Origin of the sequence: Thioalkalivibrio sp. ALJ21, from assembly GCF_000378605.1 — a bacterium.
Classification (GTDB): domain Bacteria; phylum Pseudomonadota; class Gammaproteobacteria; order Ectothiorhodospirales; family Ectothiorhodospiraceae; genus Thioalkalivibrio.
Map to the genome: position 1 here is coordinate 397884 of NZ_KB905156.1, position 24751 is coordinate 422634.

Here is a 24751-nt window from a genome sequence, read left to right on the forward strand (position 1 = left end):
CATGGCCCAGGCCCGCCGCAAGCGCCGCAAGACGACCCCCGCCCGCTCCTCGCGACCGATCCCGGGCTGGGTATGGATGTTCGCCGGCCTGCTGATCGGGCTCGGGATCGCCGCCGTGCTCTATCTCCAGGGGGCCGATCGCTCGCCCGACATCGGCGCCCTGTTCGGCGAACCGGAGCCCCCGGCCGAGCGGGCGCCCGCGGCGGAGCCGGAGCGTCTGCCCACCGATGACGAGCCGCGGTTTCGCTACTACGAGCTGCTACCCGAAGACGAGGTCCGCGTCCCTCGGGGCGAACGTGAAGTCCCGCAAGACCAGGTGATCCCGCCCCCCGCTTCCCCGGCCGAGGGCGATCCAGTGATCCTGCAGATCGGGTCGTTCCGGCGGTTCGAACAGGCCGACGAGATGAAGGCGCGCATCTCCCTGCTGGGCCTGAGCCCGCAGGTCCACGAGGTCCAGGTCGAGGGCGAGACCTGGCACCGGGTCTTTGTCGGCCCCTTCACCCAGGAGGACGACGTCAACCGCGCCCTGGACCGCCTGCGCTCGGAGAACATCGAGGCCCTGCGCCTGCGTCACCGGGACGGTTGATGGCCGCGGCGGGCCCGGACCTGGACGCCCTGGCGAGGACCGTGGAGGCCCTGCCGCAGGGCAGCGAACGCCGCGAACTGGGTGAACTGCTGCGTCGGGCCCGCCAGCGGCACAAGCGCGGCCAGCCCTGTGACCGGCTCGTCTCCACCCTGACCCAACGCCTTGCAAGCGCCGAACAGGGCGCCGCCGAACGCGAACGTCTGCGCCCACAGCCCGTGTATGCCGGCGACCTGCCGATCCACGCCGAGCGCGAGCGAATTGTCACCGCGATCCGCGAACACCCGGTGCTGGTGCTGTGCGGCGAGACCGGATCCGGCAAGACCACCCAGCTGCCCAAGCTGTGCCTGGAGGCCGGGCGCGGCGAGGCCGGGCTGATCGGCCACACCCAGCCACGTCGGATCGCCGCCCGCTCGGTCGCCAGCCGCATCGCCGAGGAACTGGGCACCACGCTGGGGGGTGATGCGACCTCCACCGTCGGCTTCAAGGTGCGCTTCTCCGACCAGACCGGGCCGAACAACTGGGTCAAGCTGATGACCGACGGCATGCTGCTGGCGGAGCTGGCGCATGACCCGGAGCTGCGCGCCTACGACACCCTGATCGTCGACGAGGCGCACGAGCGCAGCCTAAACATCGACTTCCTGATGGGCGTGCTCAAGCGCTTGTCGAAGAAGCGTCCGGAGCTGCGCATCATTATCACCTCCGCGACGCTGGACCCGGAGCGCCTGTCCGCGTTCTTCGACGACGCCCCGATCCTGACCGTGGCTGGCCGCACCTACCCGGTGGAACTGCGCTACCGCCCGATCGAGCCGGAGGACGCTGGCGAGGACGAAGACGCCGGTCGCGGCGAGCGCGACCTGTTCGATGGCATCCGCGACGCGGTCGCCGAATGCGAGCGGGCCGGCCCCGGCGACATCCTGGTATTCCTGCCCGGCGAGCGCGAGATCCGCGACGCCCACAAGGCCCTGCGCGGCCAGGTGCGCGCGGACACCGAGGTCCTGGCGCTGTACGCGCGCCTGTCCGCGCGCGAGCAGTCGCGGGTGTTCCAGTCGCACTCGGGCCGGCGCATCGTGCTCGCCACCAATGTCGCCGAGACCGCGCTGACCGTCCCCGGCATCCGCTTCGTGATCGACTCGGGTCTGGCCCGCGTCTCGCGCTACTCCTGGCGCTCGCGGGTTCAGCGCCTGAGCCTGGAGCCGATCTCGCAGGCCGCCTGCGACCAGCGCGCCGGGCGCTGCGGACGGCTGGGCCCCGGCATCTGCATCCGGCTGTTCGCGGAGGACGACTACCACCTGCGCCCGCCCTTCACCGACCCGGAGATCCAGCGCTCCAATCTCGCCTCGGTGATTCTGCAGATGGCCGCGCTGAAGCTCGGCCAGCCGCGCCAGTTCCCGTTCGTGGACCCGCCCGACCCGCGCCTGGTCAAGGACGGCTATCGCCTGCTGGAGGAGCTGGGCGCGGTGGATGCCCGCGGCCGCATCACCCCGCGCGGCCGCCAGCTGGCGCGCATGCCCATCGACCCGCGCCACGGCGCGATGCTGCTGGCCGGGGCCGACCACGGCTGCGTGACCGAGACCGCGACCATCGCCGCCTTCCTGTCGCTCCAGGACCCGCGCGAACGCCCGGCCGAGGCCACGCAGGCGGCGGACCAGGCCCATCGGGAGTTTCAGGTCGAGGGCTCCGACTTCATGGGCATGCTGCGGCTGTGGGAGGCCTGGCACACCGCGCGCGAGGATCTTGGCTCGAATGCGCTCAAGCGCTGGTGCCGCGAACATTTCCTGAACTTCCTGCGCATGCGCGAGTGGCAGGAGCTGCGCGTGCAGCTGCTGCGCCAGGCCCGCGAGATGGACCTGAAGCCGAACCACCAGCCGGCCGACGCCGAGCCCGTGCACCGCGCGCTGCTGACCGGACTGGTCAGCCAGATCGGACAGAAGACCGAGCGCGGCGACTACCTCGGCGCGCGCAACCGCCGCTTCCAGATCCATCCCGGCTCGGTCCTGGCGAAAAAGAAGCCGGCCTGGGTGATGAGCGCGGAGATCGCCGAGACCACCCGCGTCTACGCCCGCGACAATGCCCGTATCGAGCCCGACTGGATCCTGGCCGCGGCGGCGCATCTGCTCAAGCACCATATCTTCGAGCCGCACTTCCAGCGTCGCAGCGGACGCGTCGGGGCCTTCGACCGCATCACCCTGTACGGCCTGGTCGTCGCCCCGAAAAAGCCGGTGGACTTCGCAAGACACGACCCGGCCGAGGCGCGGCGTATCCTGATCCGCGAGGGCCTGGTCGGCGGCGAGCTGCGCACCCGCTCCAAGGGGGTGCAGGCAAACCGCGCGGCGGTCGCCGAGATCGCCGAGCAGGAGGCGCGCGGGCGCCGGCGTGACCTGCTGGTGGAGGAGGATCGGCTGTTCGACTTCTATGACGCCCGCCTGCCGGAAGACATCACCGACGGCACAAGCTTCGAGCCCTGGGCGCGCAAGACCGAGAAGCGGGACCCCGACGCCCTGCGGATCGACCGTGCGGAACTGCTGAACGAGCCGGACACCGCACTCCCGCAAGGGGCCTACCCCGACCATCTGGAGGTCGAGGGCCTGCGCCTGCCGCTGGCCTACCGCTTCGAGCCCGGTCAGCCGGACGACGGCGTGACCGTGACCATCCCGATCGCCGCGCTGAACGCGGTACCCGACTGGCTGGGCGACTGGCTGGTGCCGGGGCTTTTGGAGGAGCGCGTGACCGCCCTGTTGAAGAGCCTGCCCAAGGGCCTGCGCCGCCAGTTCGTGCCCGCGCCGGACTTCGCGCAGGCCGCGCTCGCGCGCATCGAGCACCGCCAGGGCCCGCTGATCCCGGCGCTGGCCGAGGCCCTGCGCGCGATGACCGGAACCGAGATCCCGCTGGATGCCTGGCGCCCGGAGAACCTGGAGTCACATCTGGTGATGCACTTTCGCATCCTCGACCCGGAAGGCCACGAGCAAGCCAGCGGCCGCGACCTGGCCGCGCTGAAGCGCCGGCTGGGCGACAGCGCCGAGGCCCACTTCGACGCCAGCCGCCCGGACGAAATCACCCGCGAGGGGATCACCGAATGGGACTTCGGCGCGCTGCCGGAGAGTGTGGAGTTCGACCACCAGGGGGCGCAGCTGCGCGCCTTCCCGATCCTGGTCGATCACGGCGACGCGGTCTCGCTGGAGCTGGAACCGGACCCGGCGCGGGCCGCACGCGCCCACCGAGCGGGGCTGCGCCGGCTGTTCCTGCTGGGCGCACGCAAGACCGCCCGCGACCTGCGCCGCCAGCTCCCGGAGATCGAACGCGCCTGCCTGAACTACTCGACGCTCGGCAGCTGCGAGGCCCTGCGCGACCAGATCCTGGAGGCCGCGGCCGACCGCGTGTTCCTGGCCGAGCCGTGGCCACGCGATGCCGAAGCCTTTCAAGAACGCCTGGAGGGTCGCCTGCCCGAGTTCTCCCCCACGGTGATGGAGCTCTCGCGCCTTGCCGCCGAGATCCTGCGCCACTGGCACGACCTGCGCACCCGGCTGCAGGGGGATCTGCCGCTGTCCTGGATCGAGGCCGCACGCGACATCCGCGGGCAGCTCGAGGCCCTGGTCCCGGCCGATTTCCTGCTGCGCACCCCGCATGACGTGCTGCCCGAGCTGCCGCGCTACCTGCAGGCAATCGACAAGCGCCTGGAACGCCTGACCCAGGCCCCGGACAAGGACCGCGCCCGACGCGTGGCGGTCGAGCCGCTGTGGCAGCAGGCACAGGAACTGATCGCGCGGGCGCCGGACCACCCGAATGTGCTCGCCTTTCGCTACCGCATCGAGGAGTTTCGCGTCTCGCAGTTCGCCCAGGAACTGGGCACCCGGGAGAAGGTGTCGCCCAAGCGGCTGGAACGCGAATACGCGGACGTGATCCAACGACTGGCGAGTGGCACATGAGCATTCTTGATAGGGGAAGCAGCGAATGCGCGTAGTCGTGATCGGGGCCGGAGTCATCGGCGTGGCCACCGCCTGGTACCTGCAGGAGTCCGGGGCCGAGGTCGTGCTGGTGGATGCCGCCCCCGCCCCCGCCACCGGCTCCAGCCAGGCCAACGGCGGCATGCTGCATGCGAGCCACGCCGAACCCTGGAACACCCCCGGCGTCGGCCTGGACCTGCTGCGCTTTCTCGGTCGCACGGAGTCGCCGCTGCTGCTGCGCCCGCGCGCCCTGCCGGGGCTGGCCGGCTGGGGCCTGCGCTTCCTGTGGCACAGCCGCCGCTCACTGTTCGAGCAGCACACCCGCCTGAATGCCCGCCTCGCGGCGTTCTCGCTCCGTGAGATCGACCGCCTGCAGCGGGAACTGGCGAGCGAGGGGCTGGACTTCGACTTTCGCCGCTGCGGCATCCTGAAGCTGTTCCAGGACCCGGCCAGCCAGGCCCACAATCGCGCCGCCAGCGAGGCGATGATTGATGAGGACGTGCGCTTCGAGGACTGGGACGTGGAGCGGATCATCGCGGAAGAGCCGGCACTGGCCCCGGTCCACGACCGCCTGTGCGGCGGGCTGTTCTTCCCCGGGGATGCGATCGGCGACGCGGCACGGTTCACCGAGCAGCTGCTCGCGATCGGACAGCGCCGGGGCATCCGCTACTACCCGAACATCACCGTACGGCGCCTGCGCACCCACCGGGGCCGCATCGACGCGGTGGAGACCTCCGAAGGGCCGATCGCGGCGGAGGCCTGCGTGGTCGCCAACGGCTACCACGCCCCGGACCTCCTGCGCCCGCTGGGGCTTCATCTGCCCGTCGCCCCGGTAAAGGGCTATTCGCTGACCCTGCCGATGGATGCCGACTGCCGGCTGAACCTGCCGCTGATCGATGACGCCAACAAGGTGGTGATGACCCCGCTGGGGGCGCGCCTGCGCCTGGCCGGTACCGCCGAATTTGCCGGCCGCGACCGTCAGCTGAACATCGAGCGCGCGGCCAATGTCCTCGATCAGTGTCGGCGCACCCTGACCGGCCTGCCCGCAACCTTCGACCCGGAGACGATGGCCCCCTGGACCGGACTGCGCCCGATGAGTGCCCGTGGCACACCGATCCTCGGCCCCACAGCCATCGCGGGCCTGCACCTGAACACCGGATCCGGGCATCTGGGCTGGACCTTTGCCTGCGGGGCAGCAGCGCTGGTGCGCGCGGGGGTGCTGGGCGAATCGCCGTCCCTGCCGATGGAAGACCTGAGGCTATGATCTCGGCCCGGGGCGATGCGTTTCGCGTTGCTCAACGCATCCTACGATAGGCAGGGCGGGCTGTAGGATGTGTTGAGCAACGCGAAACCCATCATGAGGCAATGCAGGCCACCCCGTTTACGACGCGGGAAACACCATCCGGATGCGGGCCCCATGCAGCTCCGGTGCCTGCTCGATATGCAGCTCGCCACCGTGGTCCTGCACCAGGGCCTGGATGATGCTGAGCCCCAGGCCCTGACCGGCCTCGGCATCGCCGCGCACGTCGGCGCGCTCCCCCCGCTCCAGTACCCGGGCACGATCCGCTGGCGCGATCCCGGGTCCGTCGTCGTCGATGGTCAGAGTGACGGCCTGCGGCGTGCACTGCGTCGAGATCCGCACCCGACTGGTCGCGTGGCGGATCGCGTTGTCCAGGGTGTTACCCAACAGTTCAAAAATCGCACCCGGCTCCATGCGCAGGGCACAGCCCGGATCGAGCTCGCTGCCCAGGTCCACGCCCTGCTGGCTGGCCAGACGCCCGAGCGCCTGGCAGGTACGTTCGATGATGGGGGCCAGCGGCTCGGGCGCCTGGAAGGGCGCCGGACCGAGGCGCTGCGCCTGGCTGAGCTGGTGCTGCACCATCGCCTGCAGCCGGTCGACCTGGCGCCGCATGTCCTCGGGGTCGGGGTTCTGGCTCTCGAGGTTGAGACGCAGCGCGGAGATCGGGGTTTTCAGACTGTGCGCCAGGTCGGCCAGGGCATTCTGCTGGCGTTTCAGCCGCGCGCGCTCGAACTCGATCAGGTCATTGATGCTCCCGGTCAGGGCCTGCACCTCGGTCGGGTACGGGCCCTCCAGCCGGCCGTGGTCCCCGTGCCGTAACGCCTCCAGGTCGCCCTGCACGCGGCGTAGTGGCCACAACCCCCAGAACCACAACGCCAGCCCCAGGGCGACGATCAGCGAGAACGTCATCGTCATCAGTCCCTGCCAGAGGCTGGCGCGATACTGCTCGACCTGTTCCTCGAAGGCCTCGCGGTCCTCCAGCATCTGGAAGGTCAGCCCGACCTGGCCACCGTCCAGCTCCCACTGCACGGGGAGGCTGAAGGCAAAGAAGTCGTCCTCCGACCAGCCACGCAGGGAGACCCCTACCGCGGAAGGAGAGCGCCAGAGCGTGCGACCATCCGGCCCTAGGATACGGGCGTAGAGCCCGCTGGCGGGCAGTTGCAGACGGCTCTCAGGCAGCATCTCGGGGACACGGACCTCGTTGCGCCCGACGACCTCAACCAGCCCCATCAACAGCAGGACCTGGGCCTCCAGACGGGTCTCGACGGCATCCGCCGCGTTGTCGCGAAAGGCGGCTTCCAGCACCCAGGCCGTGAGCAGGGAAAACACCAGTACGGTAGCCCCAGCGACCAGCGCCAGGCGCAGGGTCAGGCTGCTGCGGATCTGGCGCAGGGGGTGTCTCATGAGATGGCGGACAAAGGGGCGATGCAGCCTGTATGCGGCGTCATGAGCCCGAGGTGGAATCCGACGGGGTCGCGGTATCCGCCTCGCGCACGAAGCGGTAGCCCCGACCGCGCAGGGTCTCGATCAGGCCCAGGTTGCCGTCCGGGTCCAGCTTGCGGCGCAGGCGGCCAATCAGCACCTCGATCACGTTGCTCTCGCGATCCTCGTCGTGCTCGTAGAGGTAGTCCGCCAGCACTTCCTTGCTCAGCACGCGCCCCGGCTGGCGCACCAGCGTCAGCAGCAGGCGGTACTCGAAGGTCGTCAGGGAGACCGGCTCGTCGTTCAGGCGGACATCGTCGGTGGCGGTGTCGATCACCAGCGGCCCGAACTGCAGCTGTTCGCGGCCGGCCTGCAGGCTGCGGCGCGCCAGGGCACGCAGGCGCGCCACCAGCTCCTGGATGTGAAACGGCTTGGTCAGGTAGTCGTCGGCCCCGGCCTCAAGCCCCTCGACCTTGTCCTGCCAGCGGTCACGGGCGGTGAGGATCAGGATGGGCAGCTGCGGCTTCACCTCGCGGGCCTTGCGAATGACGTCGAGCCCGTCCATGCCCGGCAGCCCCAGGTCTACCACCGCGATGTCGCAGTGGTATTCGGTCAGCAGGTACAGGCCGGTGTCGCCATCCGAGGCAGTATCCACGCGGCAGCCGTTGTTCTCCATCTCCTCGGCGATCTGGCTGCGCAGAGCCAGGTCGTCCTCGATCACTACCACGCGCAGATTCATGGGTCGAGCTCCGTCCCTTCCTCGATCTTGATCGTTCGTACCTGCTGGTTGTCGGTCAGGATACGCACGATGAACACGCGATTCCCGTACTCGGTCAAATCTTCGCGTGCGGAGAGGACCCGCCCCGGGTAGTTGGCCTCGACGCGCGAGACAGCCTCGTCCAGGGTCCAGACGGCCGCGCGCGGGTCTTCGGTGATGAACTGGGCCTGCGCCGCGAAGGGCGCCACGAGGATCGCCAGCAGAAGCCCGAGCACACCCGCACCGCCGATGACTCGGCGTCTCCGGCCATCGCCTTTGGCAACGGTCTCCGGTCCGGGGCGCATAGCGGTAGTCTCCGTGACGGTGTGGGCGAACAAACTCTTGCAGCTACAAGGCTATAGGCCTAGCCTGAACGTTATCTGAAACCGGATGTTCCCGTCATGACCCAAGCCCCCGCCCCCTCCGAACCCGAGGTACCTCTGGAGGAAGAAGCCGGCCCCCTGCGCTGGGACGAACTGATGCCGCATTTTGCCCGTGGCGTGGTGATCCGCGTAGCCCCCGAACTGGACCTGATCGAGGTAGCCCGCGCATTCCGCGACGATGCCACGCACCAGGTCAGCGAATGGCTGGCCAGTGACCAGGTCGCCCGTGCCACGGATGACGACGCGCGCCGCTGGGCGGCAAACAACCCTGTCTTTACCGCCATCGTCGCCGCCCCCTGGGTGCTCGCCCAGGAGCGCAGCACGGCCCACTGACCCGGCCATGACCTCCCCTCTGGGCATCGAGGACGACACGCTGGCCCGCCTGATCCAGGCGGCGCGGGAGTTCCACGCCAAGGAGGAGGTCGTGTTTCCGGACTCGAACCCCGACACCTCGGACGATGACTGGGCCATGCAGGTCCTGGCGGATCACGCGGGCGATCTGACGCTGCGCGAGCTGGAGGACACCCTGAGCGGGCTCGGGCCGGAGTACCAGGCGGAGCTGCAGGCGCTCAGTGCGGTCGGCCGGGGCGACTACGCGGTGGAGGAATGGGAAGGCGCGCTGGAGGATGCCCGCGACGACTGGAGCCCGGACACGGCCCATCGCCTGATTGCCAACCCGATGATCGCGGACGAATGGGAGGCCGGGCTGGAACAGATGCAGGCCGCCGACCGTTAAGGAAACACTGACCCGGGCCCGACCAGGGCCGAATCAGGCCCCCAGCGCGGCAGAATCGAACTGTACGGCAACCCCGTCTTCCATCACCCGCACCACCTGCGCCTGCACCCGCGGCGGTTCGCCGCCGTCCCCGAGCAGGCCGAACACCTGCAGCATGAACTGATCGCCCGGGCCCAAGCCCTTGAGGACGTCAATTCCGGACTGGTCGCGATCCTCCCAGGCCAGGAAGGCCCCACCACCGGAGATATCGTTCGTGGTAAGCCGTACCTGGCTCCCGTCACTGCATTCCGCCACCACCTCGACGGTCATCGGGATGCGCGGATGGCGCCGACGTTCCCCTGTCATGGCCTCTCTCCTGCTGCAGATGCCTTCTCAATGCATCGAAAAGATGGATACGTTGTGCTATATCCCAGATCAATGATCGTTCCATCACACGATCAGGCGCAACTCCGGGCGAACACACCCGGAAGTGCATACCGGCCCGGCAACCGCACCGGGCAGTAGAAACAAGGCAGTACCGAGATAGCTGTCGCCATATAAAAAGCCACTTCTAGACGGAGGAGTCCGTTCACATGAAGCAATCACGTTTGTTCGTGGCGGGGCTGGTGGCCTCGCTGGCGATGGCCGGTACCGCATCCCAGGCAATCGCCGACAATGACGAAATCACCCGTGGCCAGCTGATGGCCGCTTCCTGCAAGGCCTGCCACAACGCGGCTGGCGCCGAGAAGGGCGTCCCGGATCTGGGTCGCATCTCTGCGGATGTCATCCGCAGTCAGATGCGCGCTTTCCGCGATGGCGACCGTGACGCGACCATCATGGATCGTCACGCCAAGGGCTACACGGACGAAGAGATCGAAGCGATGTCGGTCTACTTCTCGCGCTTCTGATCACGGGGGATGACAACAATGCACAATTTTACTCGACGCCACTTCCTGAAGGCCTTCGGGATCACCAGCGCGGCTGCGCTGACCGGTATTGGCTGCGCCCCGCGTGCCGCCCGTAACGGCGCCAAGGCCCATGTGGTCGTGGTCGGGGGCGGCTCCGGCGGTGCCACCGCGGCGCGCTACCTCAAGCAGTTCTCGCCGGACATGATGGTCACGCTGATCGAACCCAACGCCACCTACGTCACCTGCTACGGCAGTAACTGGGTGATCGGCGGTTTCGAAAGCATGGATGCCATCACCCACGGTTACCAGAACCTGCGCGACCGCGACGGTATCGACGTGATCGAAGACAAGGTCGTTGGCGTGGATGCCGACAGCCGTACCGTGCGCCTCGAAAGCGGCGGCAGCCTGCAGTACGACAAGCTGGTCATGTCCCCGGGCATCGACTTCCGCTACGACGACATACCCGGCATCGAAGAGGCCGATGCGGATACGATCCCGCACGCGTGGAAGGCCGGCTCGCAGACCGAACTGCTGCGCTCGCAGCTGCTGGAGATGCCGAACGGCGGCGTGTTCGTCATGGTCGCCCCGCCGAACCCGTTCCGCTGCCCGCCAGGGCCGTACGAGCGCGTCTCGCTGATCGCGCATTACCTGAAGGAACACAAGCCACGCTCCAAGATCATCGTGCTCGATGCCAAGGACAACTTCTCCAAGCAGGGCCTGTTCGAGGAAGGCTGGGAGATGCACTACGGCGACATGATCGAGTGGCGTGCGGCGTCGGATGGTGGCCTGGTCGAGGAAATCGATGTCGGCGAGATGACCGCCCGGGCCGACAGTGGCTTCGAACGCGTGCGCGCGGATGTGATGAACTTCATCCCGGCGCAGCGGGCCGGACAGATCGCCCACGATGTCGGTCTGACCAACGACGAAGGCTGGGTCCCGGTCGATCAGCGGACCTTCAAGTCGGAGATGGACGACAACATCTACGTACTGGGGGATGCCAGCGTGGCGGGCGCGATGCCGAAATCCGGCCACTCGGCCAACAACCAGGGCAAAATCGTCGCCGCGGCGATCGTGCGCGAGTTGATGGATCAGGAGCCGCTCGATCCCTCCTCGGCCAACACCTGCTACAGCCTGATCACCCCGGAGCACGGGGTCAGCGTGGCGGCCGTGTACAAGTACCAGGATGGTGCCCAGGCAGGCGTCGAAGGCGCCGGCGGTGTCAGCCCCTCGGGCGAGACCTCGAGTTTCCGTCGCCGCGAGGCCGAGTACACCCGGGCCTGGTATGCCGGGATCACCCGGGACATCTGGGGCTAGACTCGCTCGCAGCCGTAACGGCTGTAAGCGATGCATGGAGACGGCGCCTGCGGGCGCCGTTTTCTTTTGTGGGGCGGCTCAGGCGTTCAGGTCAGGGATCAGGCGACTGCGCAGCCGCTGGATGGCGTCTTTCAGCTGAAGCTTGCGCTTTTTCAGCCGCTGGATCGCGAAGGCATCCGGTGCCGGTTGCTCGTGCATCACCGCGATCGCGGAATCCAGCGCCCGATGCTCGGACTCAAGCTCCGCCAGTCGTGCACGAATCTGACTCTCCGTCTCCAACAGCCCCTCCTCGCTTGTCTGTGCGATCACGAGATACTTCCAGCTCGCGTATCATCGCAGACCCACCCCGCCCGGACCATCCCGAGCCCATGGCCATCCGCAACACCAGCCTGCCCATCGACACCCCCCGCGGTATCCGCCTGAACGGCGTCCTGGTCGAACCGGATGACGGTCCGCTGCTGGGCCAGGCCTGCATTGCACACTGCTTCGCCTGCTCCAAGGACTTCCCCGCGACCGTACGCCTGGCGCGCGCCCTGGCCGAGGAGGGGATCGCCACGCTGCGTTTCGACTTCGCCGGCCTGGGCGACTCCGAAGGCCGCTTTCGCGACAGCACACTGGACACCTATTGCGAGGACCTGAACGCGGCACTCGACGCATTGAAGCAGGCGACCGGAGAGCCCACCGACCTGTTGATCGGACACAGCTTCGGCGGGGCCATGGCCATCCATGTCGGCAGCCAGCGCGAGGAGCTGGGGGGTATTGTCACCATCGCCGCGCCCAGCCGGCCCGGCCATGTCGCGCATCTGTTCGGCGACATCGCCGACACCATCGAGCGCGAAGGCTTCGCCCGTGTGAATATTGGCGGCCGCCCGGTCGAGATTGGGCAGCCCTTCCTGGAGTCGATCGAAGAGCCGACGCTGGACAGCGCGCTGGAGCGCATAACGCAGCCGCTGCTGCTCCTGCACGCACCCGGCGATACGGTGGTCAGCGTCGATCACGCCCGCAAGATTTTCCAGCAGGCCCACCACCCCAAGAGCTTCGTCGCACTGCACCAGACCGACCACCTGCTCTCGCGCCCGGAACACACCCGCTATGTCGCCGGACTGATCCACGCCTGGGCCGCCAACCTGCTCGATTAGCCCCAGCGCACGCCACGATTTGTAGGAGGCCAGCCCTCTGGCCGATGGGGTTTTCTCGGCGTCCGATCGGCCAGAGGGCTGGCCTCCTACACCATGACCCAGGGCCTACCAGTAATTCTCGGTGGTGATGTGTCCCGGCTTGCGGCGGCGGTTCTTCTCCAGGCCTCGCTCGCGGAGGATGGCGGACGTGTCCTTCACCATGGCCGGGTTGCCGCACAGCATCACCTGCGAGTGCTCCGGCGCGATCTTGAGCCCGGCGTGATGCTCCAGGCGCCCCTCGGCAATCGCTGCGGGGACACGACCCTCGAGCCCGCCCGGGCAGGGTTCGCGGCTGACGAACGGGATGTATTGAAACTGTTTCGGGGCGCGTTCCTGGAACTGCCGGATCGTATCCTGGTAGGTCAGTTCGTCCGCCTTGCGCACGGCGTGGATCAGCCGGATGTTCTCGAAGCGTTCCCAGGGGGTGTCGGTCTTCAGCATCGACAGGAAGGGTCCCAGCGCGGTGCCGGTAGACAGCAGCCACAGGTCGCGACTGTCCGGCAGCTCGTCCAGCGTGAAGAACCCCGTGGCGCGCGGCATCAGTTCCACCGTGTCCCCGGGCTCCAGCCGCACCAGCCGGTTCGACAAGGGGCCCTCCGGCACCGTGATCAGGTAGAAATCCAGCGGGGCCTCGTCCGGCGCGTTCACATAGGAATAGGGGCGTGCGACCGGCTCGCCGTCGATCTCCAGGCGCAGCCGGTTGAACTGCCCGGCCTTGAACGGCTCCACATCCGCCTCTACCCGCAGCGAGAAGAGGCGGTCCGTCCACTGTTTGCACTCCTGCACGGTCCCCGTGACCCAGCCCATATTTCCGACTCCATGACTCAAGTATTATCCAGACTGGTGCCGCGCCCGGATGGTTTCAAGCTGTCCTTCAGACGATGCGGATTAATCCGCCCCGCCCCAATCCGTATAATCGGCGCCCGAATCCCCAATCAAAGCTTAACGGAGCAACCATGGCCCGCACCCCCTCGCAGATGATCGAACTGGGCACCGAGGCCCCGAACTTCTCCCTGCCGGACGTCGTCTCCGGCGACACCATCAGCCTCGACAGCTTTCCCGACGCAAAAGGCTACATGATCGCCTTCATCTGCAATCACTGCCCGTTCGTGCAACTGATCCGCCACGAGTTCGCGCGCTACGGCCGCGAGTACTCCAACAAGGGCATCGCGGTGATCGCGATCAACTCCAACGACATCCAGGCCGTGCCAGATGATGCCCCGGACAAGATGAAGGATGACGCCCGCCGCTTCGGCTACAACTTCCCCTATTGCCTGGACGAGGACCAGTCCGTGGCCAAGGCCTACCACGCGGCCTGCACCCCGGACCTTTACCTGTTCGATGCCGACCGCAAGCTGTTCTATCGCGGCCAGTTCGACGAGACCCGCCCCGGCTCCGACAGCCCGGTGACGGGGCGTGACCTGCGCGCCGCCAGCGATGCCCTGCTGGCCGGGCAGCCCGCCCCCGAACCGCAGCACCCGAGCCTTGGCTGCAACATCAAGTGGCGCCCGGGCAACGAACCGGGCTACTACGGCTGACGCACCTGCCGCAGCGGGTCAACCGAATCGACCAAGCGGGAGCGGGCTGGCCCGCGCGCCCGCCGCGCCCGCCGTATACTGGACGCACACCCTGAACCATGGCCACCGCATGCCGCCCAGCAACGTGATCGACGGCCCGCGGGTCGCCACCTGGCGCTGCCCCTCCTGCCAGGAGGCCGTCCCGCGCCTGCTGCCCAATGGCGAGAGCAACCGCATCCCGATCTCGCCCGCGCGCATGGCACTGCCGGACAATACCGTGCGCCAGGCCTGCGAACGTGTGCAGGGGCTGCGGGCGCCGGAGATCTGCTTTGCCTGCGGCCAGGCCTACCAGGAGTTGCTGGGCACGCTGGTACGCCCACCGGCCGAGATGGGCGATGCCCGTGGCGAGCCCGGGCTCAATGACACCGGCATCATCGGGGCCCTGCTGCCGATCGCCGACCAGGGCACACAGATCCTGATCTTCAACGTGGTCGACCAGGAGCTGCGCTGCACCGAGATCGAGCGCCTGGCCACCTTCAACCCCGACCGCCTGACTTACCCCGGTTCGCGCGGCGCCATCGCCCCGCGCATCTGGACCCTCTACGAAGACCACCTGGCCCAGCTGCACGCCCGGCCGCCCGTCCCGTACCACCCCTAATAGCACCCGTCATCGCGAGGCGCGCAGCGCCGCGGCGATCTCTTGGGACAACACCAACCGCAGGAGATCCCGGCTCTACGCTACGCTCCGGCCGGGATGGCGGGGTCAGGGCACCCGTCAGGCGTCTTCGTCAGCATCCACGCGCGCCAACATGCGCATACCGCCGACCATGCAGCGCAGCGCCTCCAGGGTCTGCAGATCGAAATCTGCCCCGGTCTCGCCGGGCAACTGCCAGTACTTTGGCCGGCAGGTCGCGGGGCGCTGTGACGGCATGGCGCGGGCCGCAGCCGTATCCAGCGCCACCAGCAGATCGGCCCAGGCCAGATCGGCGTCCGTCACCTCGGCCATCGCCTGCGCCGGGCGCACCTCTATCCAGTCCTCGAACTCGGCCGCCGCGGCCAGCTCCGCCACGCGCGCGGCGCGCCCGTCCGGGCGTTCCGCGGCCGCCAGCAGCCGCGCACGACGCTTATACATATCCGCCTCCAAGGGAAACACTGATTAATGTACACGCTCGTGCTCGAGTCGCTTTTGCGTGCGAACAAGGCGCGGTGACTGCCGTGCAGTCATTCTGCACAAGGGAACCGCAACGCCGTTCCCACGCAAAGGAGGCCGAGCCCCTTCGGGGTTGGTACCCCAGGTTCCCCGATCCTGCGTTGCTGCCCGCATCAGTCAAAAACGGGCCGGTAGAACCACTACCGGCTGCGCACCGCGCCTTGTCTCGGAAAACCTGGGGTGCCAACGCGAGTGTGTACATTAATCAGTGTTTCCCTGGTAGGTGCTTTTGAATGACACCACCGACCGGCGGCAGGCTATAGCGCAATGGATGACAACGGAGAACGGACGGCATGGCCCACCTCGACTGGTCGCATTATCCGGTGAATGAACTCAAGCTCGTCTACAGCACGCTGCACGCGCAGCTTACGCTGGCGCCGGAGTTGATGGATTCGCAACTGATGGATGACCTGCAGACTCACCTGCAAAAGGCCGCGAAGGCCGACGGCGTGGACGTCTCCACCCACTCCCAGTGGGCCGCCTGGCTGAACGACCGCTAGCCCCAAGGGCATCACTGCGCACAAGTGCCCGATCGGCCAGAGGGCTGGCCTCCTACAGGGGGTGCCACCAACGGCGGCCACCTCCATCCGGAAACCCGCAGCTTGCGCCGCCCCCGAAGATCGCCTCGGCGCTGCGCGCCTCGCGATAGCGGGCAGCCCCTAGGCGTCGCCGGCGGTGGCCTTGCGGTGTTCGGCGGCGAAGTCGAGCATGCGCTGCGTGGCCACCAGGGCCTTCTGGCGCGCAGCCTCGTCGACGAAGATCTCGTTCTTCGCAGGTTCGGCGGTGTCTTCCAGCGTTTCGGCCAGCGAGACCAGGTCGTTCATGGCCATCCACGGGCAATGGGCGCAACTGGTGCAGGTCGCGCTGTGGCCGCCGGTGGGGGCCTCGATCAGAGTCTTGCCCGGGGCCGCCTGCTGCATCTTGTAGAAGATGCCCTTGTCGGTGGCGACGATGAACTCCTGTTCCGGACGGTTCTTCACCGCCGCGATCAGCTGGCTGGTGGAGCCGACTACATCGGCTTGATGGATCACTTCCCGCGGGGATTCCGGATGCACCAGCACCGCGGCACCGGGGTGGCGGCCGCGCAGGTCCTCCAGCGCCCAGGCGCGGAACTCGTCGTGCACCACGCAGGAGCCGTCCCACAGCACCATGTCGGCACCGGTGGTGCGGCGGATGTAGTCGCCCAGATGCTTGTCCGGGGCCCACAGGACCTTCTTGCCCTGATCGCGCAGGTGCTCGACCAGCGGCACGGCAATGCTCGAGGTAACGACGTAGTCGGCCTGCGCCTTCACATCCACCGAGGTATTGGAGTACACCACCACCGTGTGGTCCGGATACTGGGCACGGAACTTCGCGAACTCCTCCGCCGGGCAGCCGAGATCCAGCGAACACTCGGCCTCCAGCGTCGGCATCAGCACGCGCTTCTCCGGGCTCAGGATCTTGGCCGTCTCGCCCATGAAGCGCACCCCGGCGACCACCAGCGTCTCGGCCGGATGCTCCTTGCCGAAGCGCGCCATCTCCAGGGAGTCGGCTACGCAGCCGCCGGTCTCGTCCGCCAGCCGCTGCAGCGACTCGTCCACGTAGTAATGGGCCACCAGCACCGCGTTGCGCTCGATCAGCAGGCGCTTGATCCGGCGCACCAGTTCGTCGCGCTGGGCATCGGTCAACGCATGCAGCGAAGCCGTCACGTGATCCGTGCGCGGCACTTGGAAGATCGGAATTTCGGCCACCGGTGCGGTCATGGGTCCTCGACATCCCGGCATGCGGGGCAAATTATCGTTAGCTAATAGTACGACAGGCCCCAAGGCGCTGTCGTTCCTACACATTGTGGGGGCGTGCCCGCGCATCCCAACCCGGGCGCCTATAATGCCCCGGCCATGACCGACCTGAAACAGCAATACAAGGCAATGACATTCGAGGAACGCATGGACCTCGCCCTGTCCGCGGACCTCGAGGCGCACTGGCGTCCCCTGCTGGTCCGCGACCAGCACGCCCAGGTGAAGGCCTACTTTTCCCGCCGCATGGACCTCACGCCCGAGGAGGTCGCCCTGCTGCTGGCCGACCCCAACCAGACCGTGCGCCTGAACTGCGCCAAGCGCCCCGACCTGACACCGGAACAGGTCGAGGCCTGCGTGAACGACCGCGACCCGAACCTGCGCTACTTCGTCGCGCGCAATCCGCTTCTGACCGAAGCGCAGCGGGAACAACTGATGGATGACGAAGACGAACTGGTGCGCATTGCGGTGCGCAAGGGCCCGAAAAAACGCGGGACCCGCGCCCGCCCCGGACAAGCCGAGATGATCCGTTGACCGAGACTCGCCCCGAAAAACCGCAACGCCCGAAGCCTTCCCGGCGCCGCCGCGCCCTGAGCTGGGGCGTCCAGATCGGCATCGCGCTGTTGATCTTCCTGGCCGTACGCGCCTGGATGGCGCGCGACATGGTCGAGGGCCCGGCACCCGAATTCGAGGCACAACTGCTGGATGGCACGCCAGTAACGCTCGCCGACTACGCGGACGAGCCCATGCTGCTGCACTTCTGGGCCACCTGGTGCCCGATCTGCCGCCTGGAGGAAGGCGAGATCGTGCGCCTGTCGCAGAGCCACCCGGTGCTCACGGTCTCCATGCAGTCCGGCACGCCGGAGGAGGTGCTGGAGCACCTGAACGAACGCGAGCGCGAACTGGCCGTGATCAACGACCCGCAGGGCGAACTCGCTTCGCAATACAACGTCCGCGGCGTACCCGCGACCTTCATCATCAACCCCGACGGCGAGATCGTCTTCCGCAAGCAGGGCTACGCCCCGCCCCTGGAGCTGCGCCTGCGCCTCTGGCTCGCCCGCTGGTTGTAGCCCTACCGCTCCAAGGTGCAGTTCGCTGCGCTCAGTGCACCCTACGCTGCACACCCCAACCGTAGGATGCGTTGAGCAAAGCGAAACGCATCGTGCTCAGGCAACCGAGCGCCTAATCATCCAGCTCCCGCAGGACGCGGAAGCCGAGGTTGGTATCCATCTCGTCGATGTTGCGGCGACGCCGGGCGGCGCTGCGGGTGGCGACCGCCGGGTCGAACCACGAGCCGCCCTTGACCACGACCCACTCGTTGTCCGGGTCGCGACGGTATACGCCGTCGCGCGGCATGTTCGCGTGATTGTCATGCCAGGGCGTGGAAGTGAACTCCTGCACGTTGCCGTGCATGTCGTACAGGCCCCACAGGTTCGGCTGGAAGCTGCCGACATCCAGCGGACGGGACAAGGGGAAACAGGCCGGGATGTACCACCTGCGACGCTGGCGGCGCTCCTCATAGGGGAACAGGGAGTTGAAGTGCACATCGCGGCAGCCCACCACCTCGCCGAAGGCAAAAGGCGTGCGCGTACCGGCCCGGCAGGCGTATTCCCACTCGGCCTCGGTGGGCAGGCGGTAGCGCTTGCCGGTCTCCTCGCTCAGCCAATCGAGATACTGCTGGATCGACGCGGGCTTGATGTTGAAGATCGGCGTGCGTGGAGTCCGTGGCCACACCAGCCAGTCCCAAGGCTCCCAGCCTGCTGCCTCGGCGAAGGCATCCCATTCCTCGCGCGTAACGGCAAAGCGGCCCAAGGCAAAGGGCTTCTCCAGCACTACATAGCGCCGCGGCGACTCGTGCTCCTGATGCCCGTACTCCGACGCATCTGAACCGATCTCGCCTTCGCCTGGGGGGATCACCTGCAACTCGGGCGTCAGCGCACCCGAACGCGCCTCGTCACGGAACGTGACATCCAGCCACGCCTTGCGCGCCGCTCTCTGCTGCAGATCCAGCAGATCCGCCTGCTCCATCGCCTGAACGCTCTTGGCCATTGGCTCCTTCCAACCCGTACTTAAACCGTTAAGGGCACCCGCCAATCGGGCGTGCCCATTCTATAGGCAACATCCACCTGGGCCCGTTCCCTAGGAGAGGGCTGGCGGAAGACGTGAAGGTGGTCTAGGCTCGGGCTTGCACGCGATCTCAAGGAGGAGAAGCGATGCGTCACCAAGGCTTCACGGCCATCGAACTGATGGTCACCATTGGCGTGCTCGCCATCCTGGCAATGCTGGCCGCCCCGGCCTTCAGCCAGATACTCGAGCGCCAGCGCGTCATCGGCGCCACCAACAGCCTGCTCAACGCCATGCACCTGGCGAGAAGCGAGGCGCTCAAGCGCAACGAGCGCGTCACCCTGTGCCCGTCCAGCGACGGCGAAACCTGCCGCGACGACGGCGTCTGGGGGGATGGCTGGATATGGTTTGCGGATCGAGGAAGCACGGGGAAGCGCGCCGACGAAGACCCGCTGATCGGGCATGCAGTCCCGAACCTGGAAAACGTCCAGGTCAGCGGCAATTCACCGGTTCGGGACTACGTCTCGTACGTCCCCCGCGGAACGACCCAGCGCGCCAATGGCGCCCTTCAGATGGGAAGCTTCACCGTATGCGGCCACGCCAAGGAGGGGCGGCGCGTAGTCGTCAGCAGCATCGGACGGCCGCGCAGCGAGCCATCCCAAAACTGTCCTGACTAGCGTTGTGCGAAAACCGCTCCTTCTGGCACCGACGGCTCACCAACAATCATCGCCCCCCGGGGTTCCGTCGCGCTCCGCACTCCCTCCGGTGACTCTGAGCGTAATCGTTTCACACCTAGAGTCATTTGTCTGTCGCCCTTGGGCAGTGGCGGTCGCGGTAAAACTTGACCCGGATTCGTCAGAGATCGCCAGCTGGTAGTGCCCATCGTCCGATTCGGCGGTAAGGCCCAGATCCGAAAGATCTCCTGTGTACTCCGGGTTGTTCGCCCGCCACCGCTCCTGCTCCAACTGGATGCGGAGCAGCGAATCATGAGCATCCGCGCGTTGGGACTTGAGGATGTGGTTCTGGTACGAGGGATAGGCGATCGCTGCAAGGATTCCGATCACCACCACCACGATCATCACCTCGATCAGCGTAAATCCGGCCATCCGGCGTTTTGTCTGGTCCATCCCGATCTCTCCCTCCAGGAACAGCTATACGGCTACACCCGATTCCACCACAAGCCGAGCCACTCGCCCCCTTCCAGATCGACGAAGGGTCTCTTTCGCCCCGTGAGCGGTAGCCGAGCGCCATGCCCAACATACCCCAAACCGTATAATGGGAGGCGACACCTTCCGGCACTCCGAACAGGACCCGTGCATGGCCGCAACCCCCCGACAGTACGGATTCACCCTGATCGAGGTGATGATCACCATCGCCGTCCTGGTGATCCTGATCACGCTGGCCGTCCCTGCGTTCAACCTGGCCGAACAACGGCGCGTAATCGGCGCCGCAGAAAGCGCGCTCGACCAGATTCAGACCGCGCGCTCCGAGGCCATCAAGCAGGGGCGCGACATCTGGTTCGTCAGCCAGACTGATGGTGACGAGTGGTGTCATGGCATTTCGCAGACGGCCGGTTGTGACTGCTTCGAAGCTGCCGGTGCAGGTGACGCGTGCGAAATCACGATGGCAGGCCAGGAAGACCCCGTCCTTAGAACCACTGTTTCTACTGACTACCGAAACATCACCATGAGCGGCGACCAGGAATTAAGGTTCGACCACGTCCGCAGCATGGTTTCGGGAGCACGAGAAACCATCGCATTCACCTCGTCGCCCAGCAGCCTCCAGATGGAAGTTCAAATCAACCCGATCGGGCGGCCAAGCGCCTGTGGAACGAATCGCGCCATGGGGGCGTACCCGGCATGCTGACCCGCCAACTCCGCCCAGCGAGCCGCCGCCCTCGCATGCGCTCTAACCGGGGCTTCACCTTGATCGAGCTGATGATCGGCATCCTCGTCGGTACGATCGTAGTTGCGGGAGTCATTGCCCTGTACATCACAGTGATACGCGGCAGCGCCTTCGTCGTTACAGAAGCCCGCGTTACGCAAGATACGCGCATCTCGATGGACCTCATGGCTAGCGACATCCGACGAGCTGGCTACTCACACCCAAGCCGTATAGAGGTGTCCGAGGAATCCGGGATGCCAGAGAACCCCTTCATGGACGAAACCCGCAACATCACCATCCATGACCATGACGGGGGGAGCGCGAACTGCATCTTGGTGAGCTACGACCCGACTTTCCAGTATGCCCCTGAAGACGCTTCGCTCGAGTTCGACCTCTCGGATCTGACGGGGTCGCGCCAGTTTGTCTTTGGCTACCGCCTTAACTCCGAAGGCGTCATCCAGATCTTGGCGTCATCTGATGTGTCCAGCACCGAGAGCTGTGAAACTGGCAGCTGGGAAGCACTAACTGACCGCGAAACGATCCGTGTCAACTCGCTGACTTTCAGCACCGAAGGCTCGACTTGCCTCAACACGACGCTGGACCTCAGTAGCGACAGCGGCAATACAGAAGATGACGCATTCTGGGAGGCCGACGAAGAAAGTCGCGCCTTCTGCGAAGGGGCTTACAACGGCGCCCTCGAATCCGACCGAGACAACGTACTCATCGAAAGCCGGCAGGTCCGAGTCACCCTCGAGGCAGCCGACCGATCCAGCGGAAACACGCAGGTAACGTTCGATGAGAGCATCCGGGTCCGCAATAATCGAATCTTTACGGTGGAGGCTAATTAATGAACCACGCGCCCTTCACCACGCCCCCAGCAAGGCAACGCGGCCTCGCGACATTGGTGGTCGCGTTGATCATCATGGTTGCCGTTACCCTGACTGTCTTGTTTACAGCGCAGACAAGCATCCTCGAAGAGCGCATGGCAGCCAATGAAACCCGCATGAAGCAGACGACTAACGCTGCTCAGGCGGGGCTCGAGCGAGCGGTTGTCTTTGCTCAAGATGGCGAGGATGACATTAGCCGGCTATTCGAGCACGACTACTCAACGGACCGGCCTGTTTTTTACCGGTCTGCCTTTATAAGCCCAGACGCGGTAGACGAGATTCCGGGTTGCCCTGATTCCCCGGATGATTTTCAGGGCGTAGCCGTTTCTCTCGGTCAGCCAGAAAGCCTGCGGAACGCTGGCATCTGGTCTTGCGGTTGGAGCGATGACCAGAGCGCGCGACGGGGCGTGACGACAACGATTCGCGGCGCGCCGTCACTGGCGGACCCTCCCACCAACCCGCTTACGACCCGGGGTGGCGTGAACACCAATGGCCGAGCCCGTGTATTCAATGCCTACAACAATCTGACTATCTGGTCCGGTCAGGACCTGGATGTCACCGGGAACCCCGGCAACACGTTTGTTCGCAACCAGGATCACCCGCCGCTTCGCGAGAGCGACCCACTTCCCAGCGAACCCGCTCAGTGCGGTGTGGGAACCGTGTATGTGTGCACCACGGATGCAAATATGCGGGGCCCCGACGTTATCACCGGCGATCTTCAGCTCAGCTCCCTTTCCGATGATGACTTTTTCCGAAATTTCATGGGTCAGGAACCGAATAGCTACCGCGACAACGTCGTAACGCAGCTCGACCCGGACAGCATTGACGGGATGACCAACGAAGTTATCTGGATGACCGGCGATGTCGACCTTAACGACACGGTAGGCAATCGTGACAATCCCGTCGTCCTCGTTGTGGAAGGCGATGCGACGCTAAGTGGAAATTTCGAGTTGCACGGTGTCCTGTATGTCCGCGGCAACCTCAGTGCGAACGGCACGCCAACGGTTTACGGGGCCAGCGTTATCCAAGGCGACACCACCGATGCAGGCGGCACTCCGTACTTTGTCTTCGACCCCGTCGCTGCATCAGGAGCGGGAGAACTGGGCGCACGAGGCGCCATCTCCGGCGCCTGGCGAGACTGGGCTCACTGGGTAAACGAATGATGAGGGCCCGTCGAATGAATCGCCGCACTGCAGGAGGTCGGACCATGCAAGACCGCTCGAGAGCCCGCGTCTTTGGTATATCGCTGATCGAAGCACTCATCGCGATCGCGGTGGTCTCGTTTGGGCTCCTGGCCATTGCGCGCCTCCACGGCGATCTGCTTTCGAGTGCCGGAGACTCCAAAGCGCGTGCAGAGGCAATGCAGATTGCGGAAACCGAGATCGAGAAACTGCGAAACGCCTCGACACTGTCAGACCTGAACCGCCGGCTTGACAATGTTCGAACAGAAGCCGAAGGACGCAACGCCAATTACACGCTCGAATGGACCAGCTTGCCGGACACCTCCGACTTCGGATTTTTCGAACCTGAGGTTCGCGTCACCTGGACCGATCGACGGGGTGATGAGCAGAACGTGATCATCAGTACTGCCGTCGCCTGGAGCAATCCGCGATTCAGCGTCGCCGCGGCGCGCGCGGACTCCGAAGGAGGAAATTTCCTCAACGCCCCGACAGGCCGGGCACGAATGGGGGGCGGGGAACTGCTGGATGGAACCGACGTCACCACGGTCACCAACGTCATCGAAGGCACGTCCATCGAAGACGGCACAGAGACTCGTCAGCGCGATGGTGAGGTTCAACTTGTGCGCGATGGTGAAGTAGTGATGACGATGGACACCACCAATCCCGGGGAGTTGTTCAGTACCATTAGCGGCCGAGTGTATTACGGAGGCACGATCAGCCTGAATCCCGTCGTCACTCGCGTATTGTCTTCCGACGCCGGTTTTTGTACGCGCCGCGGCCAGGAGCCACTGGGCAGCTCCTTGGAGCCCTTCGTAGACAGCGCCTCGGGGTACTCTTACTTTTACTACCAGTGCTACGTTGGCGAGGCTTGGTACGGCAACGTCGGGATTGTTCGTCAGGAGAACGCCAACCCAAACGACCGCTCCTGCGTCGGTGACCACTTGGCGGAGGAAACGAGTGCTTGGGACAGCCGCGAGCCCCGCACCAGCTCGAACCGCTTCTACCGTTCGTTCATCGAGACCGCGGGTGGCATCCGAGCCATTGGTATCGGGATTACTCCTGCCGAAGGCGAGAGCCAGAATCCGACTTACGTTGCCCAAAACCTGACGGGCCACAATTTCATGCTTACCCGGTTCCGGAGCGGAAACAATCGCCCGAGGGACTGCTTCGAGGCGCTAGAAGATGGCCAGGGTGCATTCGAAGGCAACCCCGGCAGGCACGTCTGCCTTTACGAAGGCGGCATGGGCTGCGGAACGGACGATGGCGACTCGCTGCCGCAGCCGGGTGATCAAGAAACCACGCTAGTGGCGGGAGACGTGACCCAAATTGATGATGGTCCGGGTAGCCGTCCCGTACTTGAAGACCTAACATTCGACAGTGTCTACGCGACCTGCGGCCCGAACGTGGAAACCGTGGGCTCAGGACGAAATGCAGTCGATTCGATCACCTCTTATGAATGTGTTATCGACTGGGAAGGATGGACGGGCGAGACGTGGTCGAGCGATATGATCCTGACACTGGGACCAGACACGAAACTCTGCGACATGGGCACAGCTGAACTTGGCGGCGGCACCGTAACAAAATCGGGCGACAACGTTCTCATCTTTGACCAGATCAGCCAAACCGAAGCCCTGTCGTTTGACTTCGTAGTCGCGCACGAAGACGCAGACTGCCCGTAGCTCCCGGCCTCAGTCTGCTTTGGAAGGGAGAGAGCGCTGGTGTCAGAGCT

At 66.0% G+C, this 24751-nt stretch carries 28 protein-coding genes; 18 read left to right on the forward strand and 10 right to left on the reverse strand.

The window, feature by feature from the left end; genetic code table 11:
* Position 1 precedes the first annotated feature (1 nt).
* From F579_RS0107900 to F579_RS0107910, 3 genes are read left to right on the forward strand one after another with little or no spacing between them, the layout of a single operon-like run.
* Entirely contained in the window at positions 2 to 586 is a 585-nt protein-coding gene (locus F579_RS0107900) for an SPOR domain-containing protein (protein WP_017926208.1), read from the forward strand.
* Positions 586 to 4509, forward strand: a complete 3924-nt coding sequence (gene hrpA, locus F579_RS0107905; RefSeq protein ID WP_019023679.1) for an ATP-dependent RNA helicase HrpA — start codon at positions 586 to 588, stop codon at positions 4507 to 4509. Before F579_RS0107900 ends, hrpA begins: the two co-directional genes overlap by 1 nt.
* A 25-nt stretch (positions 4510 to 4534) precedes the next feature.
* Positions 4535 to 5791, forward strand: coding sequence for an FAD-dependent oxidoreductase (locus F579_RS0107910; RefSeq protein WP_019023678.1), 1257 nt, complete (start codon positions 4535 to 4537; stop codon positions 5789 to 5791).
* A gap of 117 nt (positions 5792 to 5908) precedes the next feature.
* On the opposite strand, the gene F579_RS0107915 is transcribed toward F579_RS0107910, so the two are convergent.
* From F579_RS0107915 to F579_RS0107925, 3 genes are read right to left on the reverse strand one after another with little or no spacing between them, the layout of a single operon-like run.
* Positions 5909 to 7231: a HAMP domain-containing sensor histidine kinase gene (locus F579_RS0107915; RefSeq protein WP_019023677.1), complete on the reverse strand. Its 1323-nt coding sequence runs from the start codon at positions 7229 to 7231 to the stop codon at positions 5909 to 5911.
* A gap of 40 nt (positions 7232 to 7271) precedes the next feature.
* Positions 7272 to 7988, reverse strand: coding sequence for a response regulator transcription factor (locus F579_RS0107920; protein ID WP_019023676.1), 717 nt, complete (start codon positions 7986 to 7988; stop codon positions 7272 to 7274).
* The gene (locus F579_RS0107925; RefSeq protein ID WP_019023675.1) at positions 7985 to 8311 is read right to left on the reverse strand and encodes a PepSY domain-containing protein; all 327 of its coding nucleotides are present in this window, start codon (positions 8309 to 8311) and stop codon (positions 7985 to 7987) included. The genes F579_RS0107920 and F579_RS0107925 overlap by 4 nt, the downstream gene beginning before the upstream one ends.
* Before the next feature lie 96 nt (positions 8312 to 8407).
* Here F579_RS0107925 and F579_RS0107930 point away from each other — a divergent pair, with 96 nt between their 5' ends.
* Together F579_RS0107930 and F579_RS0107935 are read left to right on the forward strand one after the other, a co-directional pair.
* Entirely contained in the window at positions 8408 to 8722 is a 315-nt protein-coding gene (locus tag F579_RS0107930; protein WP_019023674.1) for a DUF2288 domain-containing protein, read from the forward strand.
* Positions 8723 to 8729: 7 nt separating this feature from the next.
* The gene (locus tag F579_RS0107935; protein WP_019023673.1) at positions 8730 to 9125 is read left to right on the forward strand and encodes a DUF3775 domain-containing protein; all 396 of its coding nucleotides are present in this window, start codon (positions 8730 to 8732) and stop codon (positions 9123 to 9125) included.
* 33 nt (positions 9126 to 9158) lie between these two features.
* Here the strand turns inward: F579_RS0107935 and F579_RS0107940 are convergent, their stop codons facing one another.
* On the reverse strand, positions 9159 to 9470 hold the full coding sequence (locus F579_RS0107940) for a PilZ domain-containing protein (protein ID WP_012981652.1): 312 nt from the start codon (positions 9468 to 9470) through the stop codon (positions 9159 to 9161).
* Between the two features lie 227 nt (positions 9471 to 9697).
* On the opposite strand from F579_RS0107940, the gene F579_RS0107945 reads away from it, so the two are divergent.
* Both F579_RS0107945 and F579_RS0107950 read left to right on the forward strand, forming a co-directional pair.
* A complete protein-coding gene (locus tag F579_RS0107945) occupies positions 9698 to 10012 on the forward strand; it encodes a c-type cytochrome (RefSeq protein WP_012981651.1) in 315 nt (104 codons plus the stop codon).
* Between the two features lie 18 nt (positions 10013 to 10030).
* Positions 10031 to 11326: an FCSD flavin-binding domain-containing protein gene (locus F579_RS0107950; RefSeq protein ID WP_019023672.1), complete on the forward strand. Its 1296-nt coding sequence runs from the start codon at positions 10031 to 10033 to the stop codon at positions 11324 to 11326.
* Between the two features lie 78 nt (positions 11327 to 11404).
* Here the strand turns inward: F579_RS0107950 and F579_RS0107955 are convergent, their stop codons facing one another.
* Positions 11405 to 11605 (reverse strand): YdcH family protein, encoded by a 201-nt coding sequence (locus F579_RS0107955; RefSeq protein ID WP_017926214.1) that lies wholly within the window; start codon positions 11603 to 11605, stop codon positions 11405 to 11407.
* An 89-nt stretch (positions 11606 to 11694) separates the two neighbouring features.
* Between F579_RS0107955 and F579_RS0107960 the strand changes: the two genes are divergently transcribed.
* Positions 11695 to 12465, forward strand: coding sequence for a carboxylesterase (locus tag F579_RS0107960; RefSeq protein WP_019023670.1), 771 nt, complete (start codon positions 11695 to 11697; stop codon positions 12463 to 12465).
* A gap of 105 nt (positions 12466 to 12570) precedes the next feature.
* Here the strand turns inward: F579_RS0107960 and F579_RS0107965 are convergent, their stop codons facing one another.
* The gene (locus F579_RS0107965) at positions 12571 to 13311 is read right to left on the reverse strand and encodes a ferredoxin--NADP reductase (protein WP_019023669.1); all 741 of its coding nucleotides are present in this window, start codon (positions 13309 to 13311) and stop codon (positions 12571 to 12573) included.
* 149 nt (positions 13312 to 13460) lie between these two features.
* Between F579_RS0107965 and F579_RS0107970 the strand changes: the two genes are divergently transcribed.
* Both F579_RS0107970 and F579_RS0107975 read left to right on the forward strand, forming a co-directional pair.
* On the forward strand, positions 13461 to 14042 hold the full coding sequence (locus F579_RS0107970; protein WP_017926218.1) for a thioredoxin family protein: 582 nt from the start codon (positions 13461 to 13463) through the stop codon (positions 14040 to 14042).
* 109 nt (positions 14043 to 14151) lie between these two features.
* Positions 14152 to 14679: a hypothetical protein gene (locus F579_RS0107975; RefSeq protein ID WP_017926219.1), complete on the forward strand. Its 528-nt coding sequence runs from the start codon at positions 14152 to 14154 to the stop codon at positions 14677 to 14679.
* A gap of 117 nt (positions 14680 to 14796) precedes the next feature.
* Here F579_RS0107975 and F579_RS0107980 read toward each other — a convergent pair whose 3' ends face one another.
* Complete coding sequence (locus F579_RS0107980; RefSeq protein ID WP_019023668.1) at positions 14797 to 15153, reverse strand: hypothetical protein; 357 nt, start codon at positions 15151 to 15153, stop codon at positions 14797 to 14799.
* A gap of 371 nt (positions 15154 to 15524) precedes the next feature.
* On the opposite strand from F579_RS0107980, the gene F579_RS0107985 reads away from it, so the two are divergent.
* The gene (locus F579_RS0107985) at positions 15525 to 15731 is read left to right on the forward strand and encodes a hypothetical protein (RefSeq protein WP_017926221.1); all 207 of its coding nucleotides are present in this window, start codon (positions 15525 to 15527) and stop codon (positions 15729 to 15731) included.
* A gap of 159 nt (positions 15732 to 15890) precedes the next feature.
* Here F579_RS0107985 and nadA read toward each other — a convergent pair whose 3' ends face one another.
* Positions 15891 to 16973 carry a quinolinate synthase NadA gene (gene nadA / locus F579_RS0107990; protein WP_019023667.1) on the reverse strand — a complete coding sequence of 361 codons (1083 nt, stop codon included), beginning with the start codon at positions 16971 to 16973 and terminating at the stop codon, positions 15891 to 15893.
* Positions 16974 to 17108: 135 nt separating this feature from the next.
* Between nadA and F579_RS0107995 the strand changes: the two genes are divergently transcribed.
* Together F579_RS0107995 and F579_RS0108000 are read left to right on the forward strand one after the other, a co-directional pair.
* Entirely contained in the window at positions 17109 to 17540 is a 432-nt protein-coding gene (locus tag F579_RS0107995) for a hypothetical protein (protein ID WP_026300993.1), read from the forward strand.
* A complete protein-coding gene (locus F579_RS0108000; RefSeq protein ID WP_012981639.1) occupies positions 17537 to 18076 on the forward strand; it encodes a protein disulfide oxidoreductase in 540 nt (179 codons plus the stop codon). Before F579_RS0107995 ends, F579_RS0108000 begins: the two co-directional genes overlap by 4 nt.
* A gap of 112 nt (positions 18077 to 18188) precedes the next feature.
* On the opposite strand, the gene F579_RS0108005 is transcribed toward F579_RS0108000, so the two are convergent.
* Positions 18189 to 19055 carry an SUMF1/EgtB/PvdO family nonheme iron enzyme gene (locus F579_RS0108005; protein WP_019023665.1) on the reverse strand — a complete coding sequence of 289 codons (867 nt, stop codon included), beginning with the start codon at positions 19053 to 19055 and terminating at the stop codon, positions 18189 to 18191.
* A gap of 164 nt (positions 19056 to 19219) precedes the next feature.
* Between F579_RS0108005 and F579_RS0108010 the strand changes: the two genes are divergently transcribed.
* The gene (locus F579_RS0108010) at positions 19220 to 19747 is read left to right on the forward strand and encodes a Tfp pilus assembly protein FimT/FimU (protein WP_019023664.1); all 528 of its coding nucleotides are present in this window, start codon (positions 19220 to 19222) and stop codon (positions 19745 to 19747) included.
* Between the two features lie 36 nt (positions 19748 to 19783).
* On the opposite strand, the gene F579_RS0108015 is transcribed toward F579_RS0108010, so the two are convergent.
* Positions 19784 to 20197 carry a type IV pilin protein gene (locus tag F579_RS0108015; RefSeq protein WP_019023663.1) on the reverse strand — a complete coding sequence of 138 codons (414 nt, stop codon included), beginning with the start codon at positions 20195 to 20197 and terminating at the stop codon, positions 19784 to 19786.
* Between the two features lie 190 nt (positions 20198 to 20387).
* Here F579_RS0108015 and F579_RS0108020 point away from each other — a divergent pair, with 190 nt between their 5' ends.
* Genes F579_RS0108020 through F579_RS0108035 form a run of 4 tightly spaced genes read left to right on the forward strand, consistent with a single transcriptional unit; the run spans position 20388 to position 24701 of the window.
* Positions 20388 to 20936, forward strand: coding sequence for a GspH/FimT family pseudopilin (locus F579_RS0108020; protein WP_019023662.1), 549 nt, complete (start codon positions 20388 to 20390; stop codon positions 20934 to 20936).
* The gene (locus F579_RS0108025) at positions 20930 to 21802 is read left to right on the forward strand and encodes a prepilin-type N-terminal cleavage/methylation domain-containing protein (RefSeq protein ID WP_019025604.1); all 873 of its coding nucleotides are present in this window, start codon (positions 20930 to 20932) and stop codon (positions 21800 to 21802) included. Before F579_RS0108020 ends, F579_RS0108025 begins: the two co-directional genes overlap by 7 nt.
* The gene (locus F579_RS0108030) at positions 21802 to 23004 is read left to right on the forward strand and encodes a PilX N-terminal domain-containing pilus assembly protein (RefSeq protein WP_019023660.1); all 1203 of its coding nucleotides are present in this window, start codon (positions 21802 to 21804) and stop codon (positions 23002 to 23004) included. Before F579_RS0108025 ends, F579_RS0108030 begins: the two co-directional genes overlap by 1 nt.
* A 44-nt stretch (positions 23005 to 23048) precedes the next feature.
* Complete coding sequence (locus F579_RS0108035; protein WP_019023659.1) at positions 23049 to 24701, forward strand: hypothetical protein; 1653 nt, start codon at positions 23049 to 23051, stop codon at positions 24699 to 24701.
* The last annotated feature ends 50 nt before the right edge of the window (positions 24702 to 24751 follow it).